This is a genomic window from Luteibacter sp. KNZ12-1A (assembly GCF_056755675.1).
The window spans coordinates 24,470-37,845 of record NZ_JBPGXU010000031.1; the positions used below are offsets into that span (position 1 = coordinate 24,470).

14 protein-coding genes are annotated in these 13,376 nt (G+C 66.5%); 10 read left to right on the forward strand and 4 right to left on the reverse strand.

Features of this window, described 5'->3' with window-relative positions:
- Positions 1 to 7 precede the first annotated feature (7 nt).
- From ACR9ZJ_RS08810 to ACR9ZJ_RS08840, 7 genes are all read left to right on the forward strand, one after another.
- Positions 8 to 1,312 carry an ABC transporter permease gene (locus ACR9ZJ_RS08810; protein WP_481287551.1) on the forward strand — a complete coding sequence of 435 codons (1,305 nt, stop codon included), beginning with the start codon at positions 8 to 10 and terminating at the stop codon, positions 1,310 to 1,312.
- A 5-nt stretch (positions 1,313 to 1,317) separates the two neighbouring features.
- Positions 1,318 to 2,529, forward strand: a complete 1,212-nt coding sequence (locus ACR9ZJ_RS08815) for an ABC transporter permease (protein WP_481287552.1) — start codon at positions 1,318 to 1,320, stop codon at positions 2,527 to 2,529.
- 75 nt (positions 2,530 to 2,604) lie between these two features.
- Complete coding sequence (locus ACR9ZJ_RS08820; protein ID WP_481287553.1) at positions 2,605 to 3,939, forward strand: sigma-54-dependent transcriptional regulator; 1,335 nt, start codon at positions 2,605 to 2,607, stop codon at positions 3,937 to 3,939.
- A gap of 13 nt (positions 3,940 to 3,952) precedes the next feature.
- The gene (locus tag ACR9ZJ_RS08825) at positions 3,953 to 5,344 is read left to right on the forward strand and encodes a sensor histidine kinase (protein ID WP_481287554.1); all 1,392 of its coding nucleotides are present in this window, start codon (positions 3,953 to 3,955) and stop codon (positions 5,342 to 5,344) included.
- 51 nt (positions 5,345 to 5,395) lie between these two features.
- Positions 5,396 to 6,358 (forward strand): SPFH domain-containing protein, encoded by a 963-nt coding sequence (locus ACR9ZJ_RS08830; RefSeq protein WP_481281114.1) that lies wholly within the window; start codon positions 5,396 to 5,398, stop codon positions 6,356 to 6,358.
- A gap of 5 nt (positions 6,359 to 6,363) precedes the next feature.
- Complete coding sequence (locus ACR9ZJ_RS08835; RefSeq protein ID WP_481281113.1) at positions 6,364 to 6,816, forward strand: NfeD family protein; 453 nt, start codon at positions 6,364 to 6,366, stop codon at positions 6,814 to 6,816.
- Complete coding sequence (locus tag ACR9ZJ_RS08840) at positions 6,806 to 8,092, forward strand: threonine/serine exporter family protein (RefSeq protein ID WP_371022096.1); 1,287 nt, start codon at positions 6,806 to 6,808, stop codon at positions 8,090 to 8,092. The genes ACR9ZJ_RS08835 and ACR9ZJ_RS08840 overlap by 11 nt, the downstream gene beginning before the upstream one ends.
- Positions 8,093 to 8,116: 24 nt before the next feature.
- Here the strand turns inward: ACR9ZJ_RS08840 and ACR9ZJ_RS08845 are convergent, their stop codons facing one another.
- The 4 genes from ACR9ZJ_RS08845 to ACR9ZJ_RS08860 form a co-directional block, all read right to left on the reverse strand.
- Complete coding sequence (locus ACR9ZJ_RS08845; RefSeq protein ID WP_426287113.1) at positions 8,117 to 8,497, reverse strand: tautomerase family protein; 381 nt, start codon at positions 8,495 to 8,497, stop codon at positions 8,117 to 8,119.
- Positions 8,498 to 8,523: 26 nt separating this feature from the next.
- The gene (locus ACR9ZJ_RS08850; protein ID WP_306852161.1) at positions 8,524 to 8,847 is read right to left on the reverse strand and encodes an H-NS histone family protein; all 324 of its coding nucleotides are present in this window, start codon (positions 8,845 to 8,847) and stop codon (positions 8,524 to 8,526) included.
- Between the two features lie 355 nt (positions 8,848 to 9,202).
- Entirely contained in the window at positions 9,203 to 10,900 is a 1,698-nt protein-coding gene (locus tag ACR9ZJ_RS08855) for a proline--tRNA ligase (protein ID WP_481281111.1), read from the reverse strand.
- A 59-nt stretch (positions 10,901 to 10,959) separates the two neighbouring features.
- Positions 10,960 to 11,382, reverse strand: coding sequence for a DUF4124 domain-containing protein (locus tag ACR9ZJ_RS08860; protein ID WP_481287555.1), 423 nt, complete (start codon positions 11,380 to 11,382; stop codon positions 10,960 to 10,962).
- A 175-nt stretch (positions 11,383 to 11,557) separates the two neighbouring features.
- Here ACR9ZJ_RS08860 and pssA point away from each other — a divergent pair, with 175 nt between their 5' ends.
- Genes pssA through rimI form a run of 3 tightly spaced genes read left to right on the forward strand, consistent with a single transcriptional unit; the run spans position 11,558 to position 13,297 of the window.
- Entirely contained in the window at positions 11,558 to 12,343 is a 786-nt protein-coding gene (gene pssA / locus ACR9ZJ_RS08865) for a CDP-diacylglycerol--serine O-phosphatidyltransferase (RefSeq protein WP_481281109.1), read from the forward strand.
- A 5-nt stretch (positions 12,344 to 12,348) separates the two neighbouring features.
- Positions 12,349 to 12,819 (forward strand): hypothetical protein, encoded by a 471-nt coding sequence (locus ACR9ZJ_RS08870; protein ID WP_481287556.1) that lies wholly within the window; start codon positions 12,349 to 12,351, stop codon positions 12,817 to 12,819.
- Between the two features lie 4 nt (positions 12,820 to 12,823).
- Positions 12,824 to 13,297 carry a ribosomal protein S18-alanine N-acetyltransferase gene (gene rimI / locus ACR9ZJ_RS08875; RefSeq protein WP_481287557.1) on the forward strand — a complete coding sequence of 158 codons (474 nt, stop codon included), beginning with the start codon at positions 12,824 to 12,826 and terminating at the stop codon, positions 13,295 to 13,297.
- Positions 13,298 to 13,376 lie beyond the last annotated feature (79 nt).

Consider the following 13,376-nt stretch of genomic DNA (forward strand, 5'->3'; position numbering starts at 1 on the left):
AAATCCGATGTTCGGTTATTACCTGGAGCTCGCCTTGCGCAGTCTCCGGCGGAGCAGGGCGCTCACGGCGCTCATGATTATCGCCATCGCCCTGGGGATCGGGGCGAGCATGACGACCCTGACGGTACTGCACGTGCTGTCGGGGGATCCGCTGCCGGGACGCAGCGGATCGATCTTCATGCCTCGGCTCGATCCGCGCGGCCTGAGGGGCTTCGACCTCTCGACGGACTTGCCTGCCCAGGTGACCTGGACGGATGGCATGAACCTGCTGCATGCCCGGCGCGCGCACCGGCAGGCATTGATGACCGGTGGCGCCGTGCCGATCCAGCCGGACGATCCGTCGATCGATCCTTTTTTTGTCTCGGCCCGCTACACCAGCGCGGACTTCTTCGGCATGTTCGATACGCCGTTCCGCTACGGACAAGCGTGGAGCGCTGCCGAGGACGAACAACGTGCGCATATCGCGGTGATCGGCGCCGAACTGAACGACCGGCTCTTCCACGGTGAAAACAGCGTCGGCAGGATGATCCATGCGAATGGCGCGGACCTTCGCATCGTCGGTGTCCTGAAACCATGGAGGCCCGTACCGCACTTCTATGACCTGAACACCACCTCCTATGGTGCGACGGAACAGGTGTTCATGCCCTTGACCACCTCGCGGGCGATGCGGATGACCCGTAACGGCGGCGTCGAATGCTGGGGCATGGGGTCCGGCGACGAAGAGCACATGGAGTCGGCGAGCTGCGTGTGGTTGCAGCTGTGGGTGGAACTGGACGATGCCGCCGCCATCGCTTCCTATCGCACTTTCCTGGATGGCTATGCGCGTGAGCAGGCCGCGTCGGGCCGATACGATCGTCCCGCGCGTGCCGAACTCACCGACGTCATGCACCTCCTCGACGAGAAAGGAGTCGTTCCCGATGACGTCCGTCTGCAGGTGTGGCTCTCGCTCGGCTTCTTCGTCGTTTGCCTGGTCAACACCGTGGGCCTGATGCTGGCGAAGTTCATGCGCCGGGCGGGCGAGGTGAGCGTGCGCCGTGCGTTGGGTGCGTCGCGGCGCAGCGTGTTCGCGCAACTGCTGACCGAGGCTGGCATCGTGGGGTTGGCCGGTGGTTTCGGAGGCCTGGCGGTGGCCTTGCTCGGGCTCGCGATCGTGCGCATGCAACCGGGTCCCTCGGCGGAACTGGCCCACCTCGACCTGACCATGCTGGCCGCGACCTTCCTCGTCTCGCTGCTCGCCGCGCTCGCCGCGGGCCTGCTGCCGGCGTGGCGCGCATGCCGGATTCCCCCGGCGCTGCAATTGAAGAGCCAATGATGCGCATGGATATCGGACCCATCCTTTCGACGCTCGGCCGGCATAAGCTCACGGCGACGCTGATCGTCCTGCAGATCGCATTGACGTGCGCGATCCTCTGCAACGCGACTTTCCTGATCGGTGACCGGCTACGCTGGATGCAAACATCCAGCGGGATCGACGATGACCGTATCGTTCGCCTGATGGTCTCCGACATCGGCCCGCGCACCGACACGCACGCCCGGATCGAGGCGGACCTCGCGGCGCTACGTGCCGTCCCGGGCGTGGAAGCGGCGACCGTGACCAACTCCCTGCCGTTCGGCCCCTCCTCGTGGAACACCCCGGTGAGACTCACGCGCGACCAGTCGATGCCGTCCGTGGAAGCCGGCGCGTATTACGGTGAAGCGGCGGCCGAAACGCTGGCCCTTCGCCTCGTCGCCGGACGCTTCATCCGTCCCGACGAGTACACCTGGGTGGACGATCACGCCGGGAAGCAGGTGCGGGGAAGCCCGGTGGTCGTGTTGACACAGGCGCTCGCCCAGCGCCTGTTCCCCGGCCAATCGGCTATCGGCCGGAGCATCTTCATCGGCGACGAGGAATTCCACATCGTGGGCATCGTCGAACGGCTGGCCCGGGCCGGCGACCAGAACCGGGCGGGTGTATACGAAACCCTGTTGCTGCCCTGGCGCATGGTCACCACCTACGGCGGCGGCTTCACGGTCCGCACCCGTCCTGGCGAAGCGGGCAGGGTGCTGCAAGCCGCGGCGGCGGCACTGAAAGCGGTGGACCCGCGCCGTGTCATCATCGAGAAGCGACTTTACACAGAGGTACGCGACCGTTACTTCGCCACGGACCGCGCGACGACCGTGCTGCTCGTCGGTGTATGCGTGGCCTTGCTCGTCGTCACGGCGCTGGGCATCGTCGGGCTGGCCAGTTTCTGGGTGGCCCAGCGCCGTCGCCAGATCGGCATCCGCCGCGCCCTGGGCGCGAGCCGCGCCGATGTGCTGCGTTATTTCCAGACGGAAAACCTGCTTCTTACCAGCATGGGCATCGTCCTGGGCATGGTGCTGGCCTATGCGATCAACCTGCTGCTCATGCGCGAGTACGAACTCCCGCGCCTTCCGCTCGGTTACCTTCCCGTGGGGGCGGTGGCGCTCTGGCTGCTGGGCCAGGCCGCCGTCCTCGCCCCGGCCCGGCGGGCGGCATCCGTGCCCCCGGTGGTGGCCACCCGTGGATAGAATGGAAAAGAGTGCCGGCGGGGACGCAACCTTTTCGCCGGGAGAGGCATCCATGGCTGCATGCGAAGGGACCAGATGCGCTGCGTATTGATCATCGACGACAACCCCGCCGTGGGCGAGGCGCTTTCGCTTGCGCTCAGCCTGCGCGAAATCCGCCCGCTGGTGGCCCTCACGCCCGACGACGGGCTGGCCGTGCTGGCGCGCGAACGCGTGGATGTCGTCATCCAGGACATGAACTTCACCGCGGATACCACCTCGGGCGAGGAAGGCGTGGCGCTGTTCAAGGCGATCCGCGCCCGTCATGCCGATCTCCCGGTGATCCTGCTCACCGCCTGGACCCACCTGGAGGTCGCTGTCGAACTGGTGAAGGCCGGCGCCGCGGATTACCTGGCCAAGCCATGGGACGACACCAAGCTTCTCGCCACGGTGGAGAATCTGCTCGAACTGTCCGAGTCGACCCGCGAAGTGACCCGTGCGCGGGTGGAGCGCCGCCGCCGCCGCGAAGCGCTGGAAAGCCGCTACGAACTCGATGGCCTGGTCTTCGCTTCCGAAGCGATGAGCCGCACCATCGAGCTGGCCTGCCAGGTCGCGCGTTCGGACGTGCCGGTACTCATCACTGGCCCGAACGGCGCGGGCAAGGAACGCATCGCGGCCATCGTGCACGCCAATTCCGCGGTACGCCGTGGTCCGTTCGTGGCGGTGAACTGCGGTGCGTTGCCGGGCGAGTTGATCGAGGCCGAGTTGTTCGGTGCCGAAGCGGGCGCGTACACCGGCGCGAACAAGGCCCGCGAAGGCCGTTTCGAGATGGCCGATGGCGGTACCTTGTTCCTCGACGAGATCGGCAACCTGCCGCTGCCGGGCCAGATGAAATTGCTGCGCGTGCTCGAGACCGGCCAGTTCGAACGGTTGGGCTCGGGACGCACGCGACACGCCAAGGTTCGCGTGGTGAGCGCCACGAATGCGGACCTGAGGGCGATGATCGCAGCCGGTACCTTCCGCGAAGACCTCTACTACCGGCTCAACGTGATCGACGTGAACCTGCCGCCGCTGTCGGAACGCAGCGACGACATTCTTCCGCTCGCTGAATTCTTCCTCGACGGGCGGGCCACGCTGAGCGAGGATGCCCGGGAAGCGTTGCTGGCCCACACCTGGCCGGGCAACGTGCGCGAATTGAAGAACGCCATCGCGCGTGCGGCGCTGCTTGCCGCGGACGGCAGGATCGAGCCGGTCCACCTCAATCTTCCACCACCGGCGGCCGCCGCCAGCCGCAACCTCGACGAGCCCAGCCGCGAATCGGTCGAGGCGGCGCTGGCCTCGGCGGGCGGAGTGGTCAGCCGTGCCGCGAGCACCCTGGGGCTTTCACGACAGGCGCTTTACCGGCGCATGGAGCGCTACGGGCTGGCGGTCTGATACGTTCGCCTGCATGAAGACCCTCTCGCTCGAAGGACGCATGACCCTCGTCGTGGCCGGTTCGGCCATCGTCGGCGCGCTGGTCTTCGCAGGCGTGTCGATCTGGCCGTTCCCGCAAGTGCTGGCCTGGATACGTGCCGTGCCGGACAAGGCGGGCAAGCTGCCGGCGGTCCCCCCCATCGAGACGTTCGACGGCGGTACGGCGCTGATCATCTGCCTGCTGGTGCTCCTGCCGCTGTCGGCCTGGGTGGCGCATGCGCTCGTGGAACCGTTGCGGCGCCTCATGCGCGCGCTGGAAAGCGCGGTGGCAAGCTACCGCGACGGCGACTTCAGCATGTCCATCGGTACCTCCCGGCGCGACGAGTTGGGCGATCTGATCCGCATGCACAACGCGCTGGGCCAGACCCTGCGCGACCAGCGCCAACACCTCGCCCAGCGCGAGCTGTTGCTCGACACGGTGGTGCAGAACACGCCGGTGGCGCTGGTCCTCACCGACACGAGCGGAAAGGTCACCTACGCGAACATCGCGGCGCGGCACCTGTTCAACGAGGGACGCGCGCTCGCGGGCCTGGATTTCGACACCGTGCTGGCGGCGATGCCGGGGAGCCTGCGTGAAGCGGCGGCCGGTGGCGAGGATGCCTTGTTCTCGGTCGAGATGGACGGCAGCGAGGAAACCTTCCACCTGTCCCAGCGTGGCTTTCGCCTGCAGGGGCGTCCGCACCGCCTGCAGCTCTATCGCCGCATGACGCGCGAGTTGTCGCGCCAGGAAGTGCACACCTGGAAGCGGGTGATACGGGTGATCAGCCATGAACTCAATAACTCGCTGGCGCCGATCTCGTCGTTGTCGCATTCGGGTGCCGAGCTGGCTCGCCGTGGCGACCTGGCGCGATTGCCCGGGGTGTTCGCCTCGATCGGCGACCGTGCGAAACACCTGCACAGTTTCATCGCCGGCTACGCCAGTTTCGCCAAGTTGCCGGCGCCGCAATCCCGGCCTGTCCCGTGGGTTCCCTTCCTCGACGCGCTGGCGCTGCATGCGCAATTCCGCCTTGTCTCGCCGCCACCCGATCAGCCCGGCTGGTTCGACCCGACCCAGGTGGAGCAGGTTCTCATCAACCTGATCAAGAACGCTCACGAGGCGGGTGGGGATGCCACGGAGGTGTCCGTCGCCGTGCACCAGGTCGGGCGCGACACGCTGATCGAAGTGGCCGACCGTGGCCCGGGCATGAGCGAGACGGTGCTCGCCCAGGCCTTGCTGCCGTTCTATTCCACCAAGCGTTCGGGTACCGGCCTCGGCCTGGCCCTGGCCCGCGAAATTTCGGAAGCCCATGGCGGGCGCATCGCCCTGGCCAATCGCGAGGGTGGTGGCCTGCGCGTCACCCTGGTGTTGCCCGCCGGTTCGCCCTGAGGCGCTTCGCCTATACTCCCGGGACATACCGGGATAGGGAGAGACAAGGCCATGGGAAATATCGTCGTCGCGTTGGTCGTGGTGGTCGTCGCCATCATCGTGCTGGCCAAGCTCATTCGTATCGTGCCGCAAGGCTACGAGTGGACGGTGGAGATGTTCGGCAAGTACACGGGCACGCTCACCCCGGGCCTGCACTTCCTCATCCCGTTCGTCTACGCGATCGGGCGCAAGATGAACATGATGGAGCAGGTGCTGGAGGTCCCCTCGCAGGACGTCATCACCAAGGACAACGCCGTGGTCCGCGTGGATGGCGTGGTGTTCTACCAGGTGCTCGACGCCGCCAAGGCGGCCTATGAAGTGGCGAACCTGGAAATGGCGGCGCTTGCGCTGATCATGACCAATATCCGCACCGTGCTCGGCTCGATGGACCTCGACGAAAGCCTCAGCCAGCGCGACGCGATCAACGCCAAGTTGCTGGGCGTGATCGACGAGGCCACGCACCCGTGGGGCGTCAAGGTGACGCGTATCGAGATCAAGGACATTTCGCCCCCGCGCGACCTGGTGGACGCCATGGCGCGGCAGATGAAAGCCGAGCGCGAGAAGCGCGCGAACATCCTCGACGCGGAGGGTTTTCGCCAGGCGGCCATCCTCAAGGCCGAGGGCGAGAAGCAGTCGGCGATCCTCGAGGCCGAGGGAAAGAAGGAAGCGGCATTCCGCGAGGCGGAAGCACGCGAGCGCCTCGCCGAGGCCGAAGCCAAGGCCACCACGATGGTTTCACAGGCCATCGCCAGCGGCGACGTGAACGCCTTGAACTACTTCGTCGCCAACAACTACGTCGAGGCGCTGAAGGAAATGGCCAAGTCGCCCAACCAGAAGACCCTGCTGCTGCCCATGGAGACCACGGGCATCCTCGGCTCGCTGGCAGGTATCGCGGAGCTCGCACGCGACTCGCTCGCCTCGCAGCAGCGCGCGCCGGCGGAGGCCTCCAACCGCACACCGCCGCTGCCGCGCTGATCGCCATGGACCAGATCGCCGTGCATTACCTCTGGTGGATCGTCGCGCTGCTCCTGATCGGTGGCGAGGTGATCCTGCCGGGTTACTTCATGTTGTGGATCGGTATCGCCGCCGCGGCCATGGGCGTGGTGTTGTTGCTGCTGCCCGGGATGGGCGCGCTGGCCCAGGCGGTGCTGTTCGTGGCGTTCGCCTTCGTCTCCTGCTTCGTCTACTGGAAGGTGGTCAGGCCGCGGCTGGAGCGGATTCCCGCAGGCAACGAGCGGCTCAATCGCCGGGGCGAACAGTTGCTCGGACAGCGCTACACGCTGTGCGAGCCGATCGTGCAGGGCCGTGGCAAGGCCAGGGTGGGCGATGGCATGTGGCTGGTCACCGGCCCGGACCTGCCCCTCGGCGCCACGGTGGAGGTGATCGGGATCGACGGCACGACCCTGCGCGTGAAGGCGGTGGATGTTGGCTGATGCCACGCCGCTGACCGTGCCGGTGGGTTTCGCCACCACCGCGATCAACACCCGCATCGCCTTTCTCACCGAACTGGCGCGGCGGCTGCATCAGTACGGCACCACGGCACCTCGCCTGGAGACCGCCATCAGCCGCTCGGCGCAACGGCTGGGTTTGTCGGCCGAGGTATGGTCCAGCCCCACCGCGATCATCGTTTCCTTCGCCGACCTGGGGCAGGGCGAGGAAAGCGTCGCCCAGGTCACCCAGGTCATGCGGCTTCCGCCAGGTGACGTGAATCTCGGGCGCCTCTGCGAGGCCGACCGCATCGCCGACGCGGTGATCGATGGGCAGATGGAACTGCGCGAAGGATTCCATCTGCTGCGCAAGCTCGGCGCGCCGGAAACCTTCCGTGCCGAGCTCGGCGTGATTGCCAGCTATGGCCTGTGTGCCGCCAGCGTCGTGGCCTTGCTGCTGCATAGCGCGTGGCCCGACCTGGTCACCGCCGGCGTGATCGGCGTGATCATCGGTCTCATCACCGTCGCCTCCGGCAGCCGTCCGCGACTGGCCGCGGCGAGCGAAGCCATCAGTGCCATGGTGGCCACGATCATCGCGACCGTCGTCAGTGCCTACATCGTGCCGCTGGCGCTGAAGTCGGTGATCCTGGGCAGCCTGATCGTCCTGCTGCCGGGCATGGCACTGACGACGGCGGTACGTGAGATTTCCAGCCAGCACCTGGTGGCCGGGGTCGCGCGCATGGGCGGCGCGGTCGCCACCCTGCTCAAGCTCACGTTCGGCACCGTCGCGGCCAGCCAGTTATGCGAAGCGTTCGGCATCGAACCCCGCAATTACGCGCTGCCACCTCTGCCGGGCTGGGCGGACTGGCCGTCGCTGATCCTGGGCGCGTTTTCGTTCGCCATCCTTTTCCGCGCCGCCCGGCGCGACTGGTTGGTGGTGATGGGGGCTGTGGTGCTGGGCTACCTCGCCACGCGATGGGGCGGCAGTATTTCCGGATCCCTGCCGGGAGCGCCGTTCGGCGTTTTCGTGGGCGGCCTGCTGCTGGGCTCGCTGAGCAATGTGTACGCGCGTTACGCGCAGCAACCGGGAGCGGTGGTCCGCGAACCGGGGATCATCCTGCTGGTGCCGGGGTCGGTCAGCTTCCGCAGCGTGTCGTACCTGCTGGACCGCGACGCCTCGCTCGGCATGGACACCGGCCTGCTCGGCGTCACGCTGCTCGTCTCGCTGGTAGCCGGCCTGCTGTTCGGCGACCTCATCGTGGCCCCCCGCCGCTCACTCTGAGAGGCGGGGCGGCTGCACGGGTCATCAGCTTGCGTATTGCGCTACGCCATTGCCGAACGACCAGTTTTCCTTCTTCACTTCCACCAGGCTCACGAAGACGTCGCCAGGCTTCACGCCGGGCGCCTTGCCGAGGTTCTCGGCGATCGCCTTGTACAGTGCCTTCTTCTGCTCGAGCGTACGCGTGTCGTTGAAGGTGATCTGTACGATCACGATATCGTCGCTGCGCTCGATGCCGAGGTAATGGGCGTCGTACACGAGGCCTTCGGTGTCATGTTCGGCGATGACCTGGAAACGGTCGTCGGCCGGCACGCCGATACCGACGAGGGCATCGTGGACGGCATTGCCCAGGGCGGTGCGGTAAGCGGCATCCTTGCCGCGGCGCAGATCGATTCGAACGAGAGGCATGTGCGGCTCCTGGCGATGAACGTGGATTAGACCAGCAGATCCTTTTCCTTCTTGCCGGCCTTCAGCGCCTCGTTGAACCAACGCGGGCGCTTGCCACGGCCCGACCAGGTCTGGGTGGGATCGGCGGGATTGCGGTACTTGGCGGCCACGGTGGTACCGGCACGCTTCGATTTGGGCGCGCGTGCGCCGAACACGTCATCGAAGGTGAAACCTTCGGCCTTGATAAGCGCGTTGATTTTCTCGCGTAGCTTGCTGACCTTTTCCTTGCGCAGTTCGTTCTGGCGAACCTGTGCCTTGGTGATCAACTCGTTGAGCTGGTTGTGATTGAGGCTCTTGATATCGACGGCCATGGGCATCTCCGGGTTATTGCCTGATTAAGGGTTTCGCATGGGGCCATTGGCCCTTCTTGATAATGCGAACGCCGGAATTGTGACCCAATTGGCGAGATAATGGCAGTACGACCGGGGATGTGTCGGCTAATAGGAAGCGATTATCGGATTAGCCTTACAGCGGCAGACGTGTGGGAGCCGACCTTGTCGGCGATCCCGCGGCAGCGGGCCAGGTTACGGCAAGCACCCATCGCCGCCGAAGCGGCTCCCACAAGAGCATCGAGTAAACCGGTTAGGAATAGATATTGGTGGGAGCGGCTTGCATCAGCCTGATACAGGGGCTCCGGTGTTGGAGCCCCTGGCGAATTTCATGGCATCAGCCGAGCAGGGCGATCAGTTCCTCGCGGGTGACATTGCGGGCTTCGCTGTCGGTGCGCGCGCGGTATTCGAAGGTGCCGGCTTCCAGGCCGCGGCCGCTCACCACCACCCGGTGCGGCACGCCGATGAGTTCCATATCGGCGAACATCGGGCCCGGACGCAGGCCGCGGTCGTCGAGGACGGTTTCGATGCCGGCCTGAGACAATTGCTGATAGATCGACTCGGCGGCTTCCGTCACGGTCGCGTCGTTCTTCGGGTTGATCACGCAGACGGCCACGCGCCAGGGCGCCATGGCCTCGGGTAGGATCATGCCGGCGTCGTCGTGGCGCTGCTCGATGGCGGCGGCCACGATGCGGCTGACGCCGATGCCATAGCAGCCCATGTACATCGTGCGCATCTTGCCTTGCTCGTCGAGCACGCCGGCGCCCATGGCCTCGGCGTATTTCTGCCCGAGCTGGAAGATGTGGCCGACCTCGATGCCACGGCCAAGGCGGATCGTGCCCTTGCCATCCGGCGAGGCATCGCCATCGACGACCTTGCGGAGGTCGGCGACACGGTTGATCCGTGCGTCGCGCTGCCAGTTGGCGCCGGTGTAATGCGTGCCGTCCTGGTTGCCGCCGCAAACGAAGTCGGCGAGTACCGCGGCGCTGCGGTCGACGATGACCGGGATCGACGCGGGTAGCCCCACCGGCCCGATGAAGCCGGGACGCGTGCCCGTGGCGGCGACGATTTCCGCTTCGCTGGCCAGTTCGGATTCATCTGGCAATTCGGGGAGGTGGGCGGCCTTCACCTCGTTGAGTTCGTGGTCGCCACGCACGCACAGGGCGACGAGGCCCTCGCGGCCGCGAACCAGGATGGTCTTCACCACCTGCGATGCGGGAACGCCGAGGAAGGCCGTGATCTCCTCGACCGTGCGTTCCTTCGGTGTATCGACACGAGTGAGTTCCGCCGACGGGGCGGGACGCTCGGTGGAAGGCGCGACGGCTTCGGCCAGCTCGATGTTGGCCGCGTAGCTGGACGCATCGGAGAAGGCGAGGGCGTCCTCGCCCGAATCGGCGAGCACCTGGAACTCATGGCTGGCACTGCCGCCGATCGCGCCGGTGTCGGCGTCCACCGCGCGGAATTCCAGGCCGAGGCGAGTGAAGATGCGCGAATACGCCTCGTACATCACCTTGTAGGTTTCGCCGAGCGATTCCTGGGTCAGATGGAAGGAATACGCATCCTTCATGAGGAACTCGCGCGCACGCATCACGCCGAAGCGCGGGCGGATCTCGTCGCGGAACTTGGTCTGGATCTGGAAGAAATTGAGCGGAAGCTGCTTGTAGCTCTTCAGCTCGTTACGCGCGAAGTCGGTGATGACCTCTTCGTGCGTGGGGCCGTAGCAGAATTCCTGTTCCTTGCGGTCCTTGATCTTCAGCAACTGGCCGCCGAACTTTTCCCAACGGCCGGTCTCTTCCCAGAGCTCGCGCGGCTGCACGGAGGGCATCAGCATCTCGACGGCGCCCGCGCGGACCATTTCCTCGCGGACGACTTTTTCCACCTTGCGCAGCACGCGCAGGCCCAGCGGCGACCAGGTATACAGGCCCGAGGCGAGCTTGCGGATCATGCCCGCGCGAAGCATCAGCTGGTGGCTGACGACTTCCGCGTCGGCGGGGACTTCCTTGACGGTGGCGAGGTGGAACTGGCTGAGGCGCATCTGCAAGCGATCCCGACGGTAAAGCCGGGATTATAGGGGGTTTCCAGCGTGCCGCCGCTTCAGCTTTGGCAGTAAAGCGTCATCTGTGCCTGGGCGGTCTTGATCTGGCTCTGCCGCGTGGCGTCGTCCACCTGCTTCACGCCGCCCTTGCCGTCGTCCATGGTGACGACCTTCTCGTTGTTGAGGATGTCGAGGTTCTTGCGCAACTGATCGCAGAGCTTTTGCCGATTGGCCGGCGTGTCGTCGGCACTGGCCGGCGCCTTCGTGTCACTCGCGGCGGTTGCGGCCGTGGCGCTCGCCGCAGGGGCGGGAGCAGGGGCTTCGGCGGTGCCCGAGGTCTTGATCTTCTGGTATTTCATGCCCCCCGGCGGGGGCGCGTCGGCGTAGTGGGTGACGCCCTGGGCATCCTTCCACTTGTAAGCCTGGGCCAGGGCCAGGGGACAGACCGACACGAGGAGTGCGAGAGCTAGGCAACGGCGCATGTGGGTTTCCGGCTGGCTGGATGAGTGGCGCAAACAAGTATCACCCGGCGTGGGGGTGCGCAAGCGACGTGGGTCGCGGTTCCCGTCAACGGGCCCGGGACGCCCCTTCGCCGGTGCCGGACTGACGCTTCACGGCGCCTGGGATACACTGTCGGCCCATGTCACGGAATGGCCCATGAGCGATCCGACCCAAGTCCGGGGGCCGCGTCACCGCGGTATCTACCTGCTTCCGAACCTGTTCACGACGGGCGCCATGTTCGCCGGTTTCTACGCGATCGTGTCCGCGATCAACGGGCACTACGGCGTGGCCGCCCTGGCCGTCTTCGTGGCAGGCATCCTCGACGGGATGGACGGCCGTGTGGCGCGCATGACCAACTCGCAGAGCGAATTCGGCGTGCAATACGACTCCCTCTCGGACCTGGTCAGCTTCGGCCTCGCGCCGGCACTGGTCATGTACACGTGGGCGTTGTCGTCGCTGGTGGCCTACGGCCCCGTCTGGGGCAAGATCGGCTGGGCCGCGGCCTTCATCTACGCGGTCTGCGCCGCGTTGCGCCTTGCCCGCTTCAACACCCAGGTCGGCGTTGCCGACAAGCGCTATTTCCAGGGCCTGGCCAGTCCCGCGGCCGCGGGGCTGTGCATGTCCTTTGTCTGGACGATGGAAAAGTTCGACATCCCGGGCCCGTCCGTGGCGTTCTTCGCCATGCCGCTGGCGGTGGTCGCCGGGCTGCTCATGGTCAGCAATGTGCGGTACTACAGCTTCAAGGCCTGGCCCAAGGGCGATCGCGTTCCCTTCATCTGGCTGATCGCCGCGGTGCTGATCGTGGTGCTGCTGTTGATCGACACGGCCCGCGTGCTGTTCGCCGTGGCGGTGATCTACACGGTGTCCGGACCGGTGATGACACTGTGGGGCCGCGCCGCGCACCGTCGGCGCACGCGTCGCCAAGCCAAGGCTTCGGAGTAAGCGCGATGTCCGCCGTGCCCGACCGCCGCGAACGCTTGCTCAAGGTGATGGGCGTGACGCCCTGGCGCCTGCGGTTCGGCGAGGCGTCGTCCGGATCGGCCGTCCAGCCCGCCAATGACGGGCCGGTGCCGGCAGGCGACCGCGTGTCGTGCGTGGTCATCCTTCCGGCCGGGGCGAGCGAACGCGAACTGGACCTGCTGGGCCGTGCGTTGCGCGCCTTCGGTCCGGTGACGGCACGCGCCGCACGGCTCGAGGTGGGTGAACGCGGATTGGGCGATGTGCCCGCGGCGTCGGCGTACCTCGTCTTCGGCGAGGCGCAGGCCCGTGCCCTGGGTCATGGCCTCCCGGCCGCGGTGATGAGCGCGGCGCACATCGTGCTGGTGGATACACCGGCGGCGATCGTCGCCGACGCGGCTGCGAAGCGCCGGCTCTGGAATGGCTTGCGTGCCCTTGGACGTGCCCTGCGCGGAGCCTGAACCCATGGTCGCCGTGGCTCGCCCCTCCACCGAAGTACGCGCGATGCGTCGCGAGGATCTCGACGCCGTCGTGGCGATCGAGCACGCGTCGTACGAGTTTCCCTGGAGCGCGGGTATCTTCCGCGACTGCATGCAGGCGGGACACAACTGCTGGGTGATCGTCCATGAGGGCGATATCGCCGGCTACGGCATCCTTTCCGTGGCCGCGGGCGAAGCCCATGTGCTGAACGTCTGCATCGCCGCCGCCCACCGCGGTCTCGGTTACGGGCGGCGGATGATGCGCCGGCTGATCGATCTCGCCCGTTGGTATGGCGCGGAGCGGATCTTCCTCGAGGTGCGGCCGTCGAATCCCGTGGCGAAGGATCTCTATGACTCGCTGGGCTTCGCCGAGATCGGGAGGCGGCCCTCGTATTACCCCGCGAGAGGCGGGCGGGAGGATGCGATCGTGATGGCCTTGGATATGTCGCCGGAAGAGTGAGGTAGACGGGATCGCGGGCCCCGGCGCGTGCCCCCCCCCCGAGCCACCCAAACCCGCCCGGGGCCCCGGGCCCGGGCCC

Bases quoted from the DNA above. Each gene is read 5' to 3' on its own strand.
- ACR9ZJ_RS08810 (WP_481287551.1), top strand. From the start codon at position 8: ATGTTCGGTTATTACCTGGAGCTCGCCTTGCGCAGTCTCCGGCGGAGC.
- ACR9ZJ_RS08815 (WP_481287552.1), top strand. From the start codon at position 1,318: ATGGATATCGGACCCATCCTTTCGACGCTCGGCCGGCATAAGCTCACG.
- ACR9ZJ_RS08820 (WP_481287553.1), top strand. From the start codon at position 2,605: ATGCGCTGCGTATTGATCATCGACGACAACCCCGCCGTGGGCGAGGCG.
- ACR9ZJ_RS08825 (WP_481287554.1), top strand. From the start codon at position 3,953: ATGAAGACCCTCTCGCTCGAAGGACGCATGACCCTCGTCGTGGCCGGT.
- ACR9ZJ_RS08830 (WP_481281114.1), top strand. From the start codon at position 5,396: ATGGGAAATATCGTCGTCGCGTTGGTCGTGGTGGTCGTCGCCATCATC.
- ACR9ZJ_RS08835 (WP_481281113.1), top strand. From the start codon at position 6,364: ATGGACCAGATCGCCGTGCATTACCTCTGGTGGATCGTCGCGCTGCTC.
- ACR9ZJ_RS08840 (WP_371022096.1), top strand. From the start codon at position 6,806: ATGTTGGCTGATGCCACGCCGCTGACCGTGCCGGTGGGTTTCGCCACC.
- ACR9ZJ_RS08845 (WP_426287113.1), bottom strand. From the start codon at position 8,497: ATGCCTCTCGTTCGAATCGATCTGCGCCGCGGCAAGGATGCCGCTTAC.
- ACR9ZJ_RS08850 (WP_306852161.1), bottom strand. From the start codon at position 8,847: ATGGCCGTCGATATCAAGAGCCTCAATCACAACCAGCTCAACGAGTTG.
- ACR9ZJ_RS08855 (WP_481281111.1), bottom strand. From the start codon at position 10,900: ATGCGCCTCAGCCAGTTCCACCTCGCCACCGTCAAGGAAGTCCCCGCC.
- ACR9ZJ_RS08860 (WP_481287555.1), bottom strand. From the start codon at position 11,382: ATGCGCCGTTGCCTAGCTCTCGCACTCCTCGTGTCGGTCTGTCCCCTG.
- pssA (WP_481281109.1), top strand. From the start codon at position 11,558: ATGAGCGATCCGACCCAAGTCCGGGGGCCGCGTCACCGCGGTATCTAC.
- ACR9ZJ_RS08870 (WP_481287556.1), top strand. From the start codon at position 12,349: ATGTCCGCCGTGCCCGACCGCCGCGAACGCTTGCTCAAGGTGATGGGC.
- rimI (WP_481287557.1), top strand. From the start codon at position 12,824: ATGGTCGCCGTGGCTCGCCCCTCCACCGAAGTACGCGCGATGCGTCGC.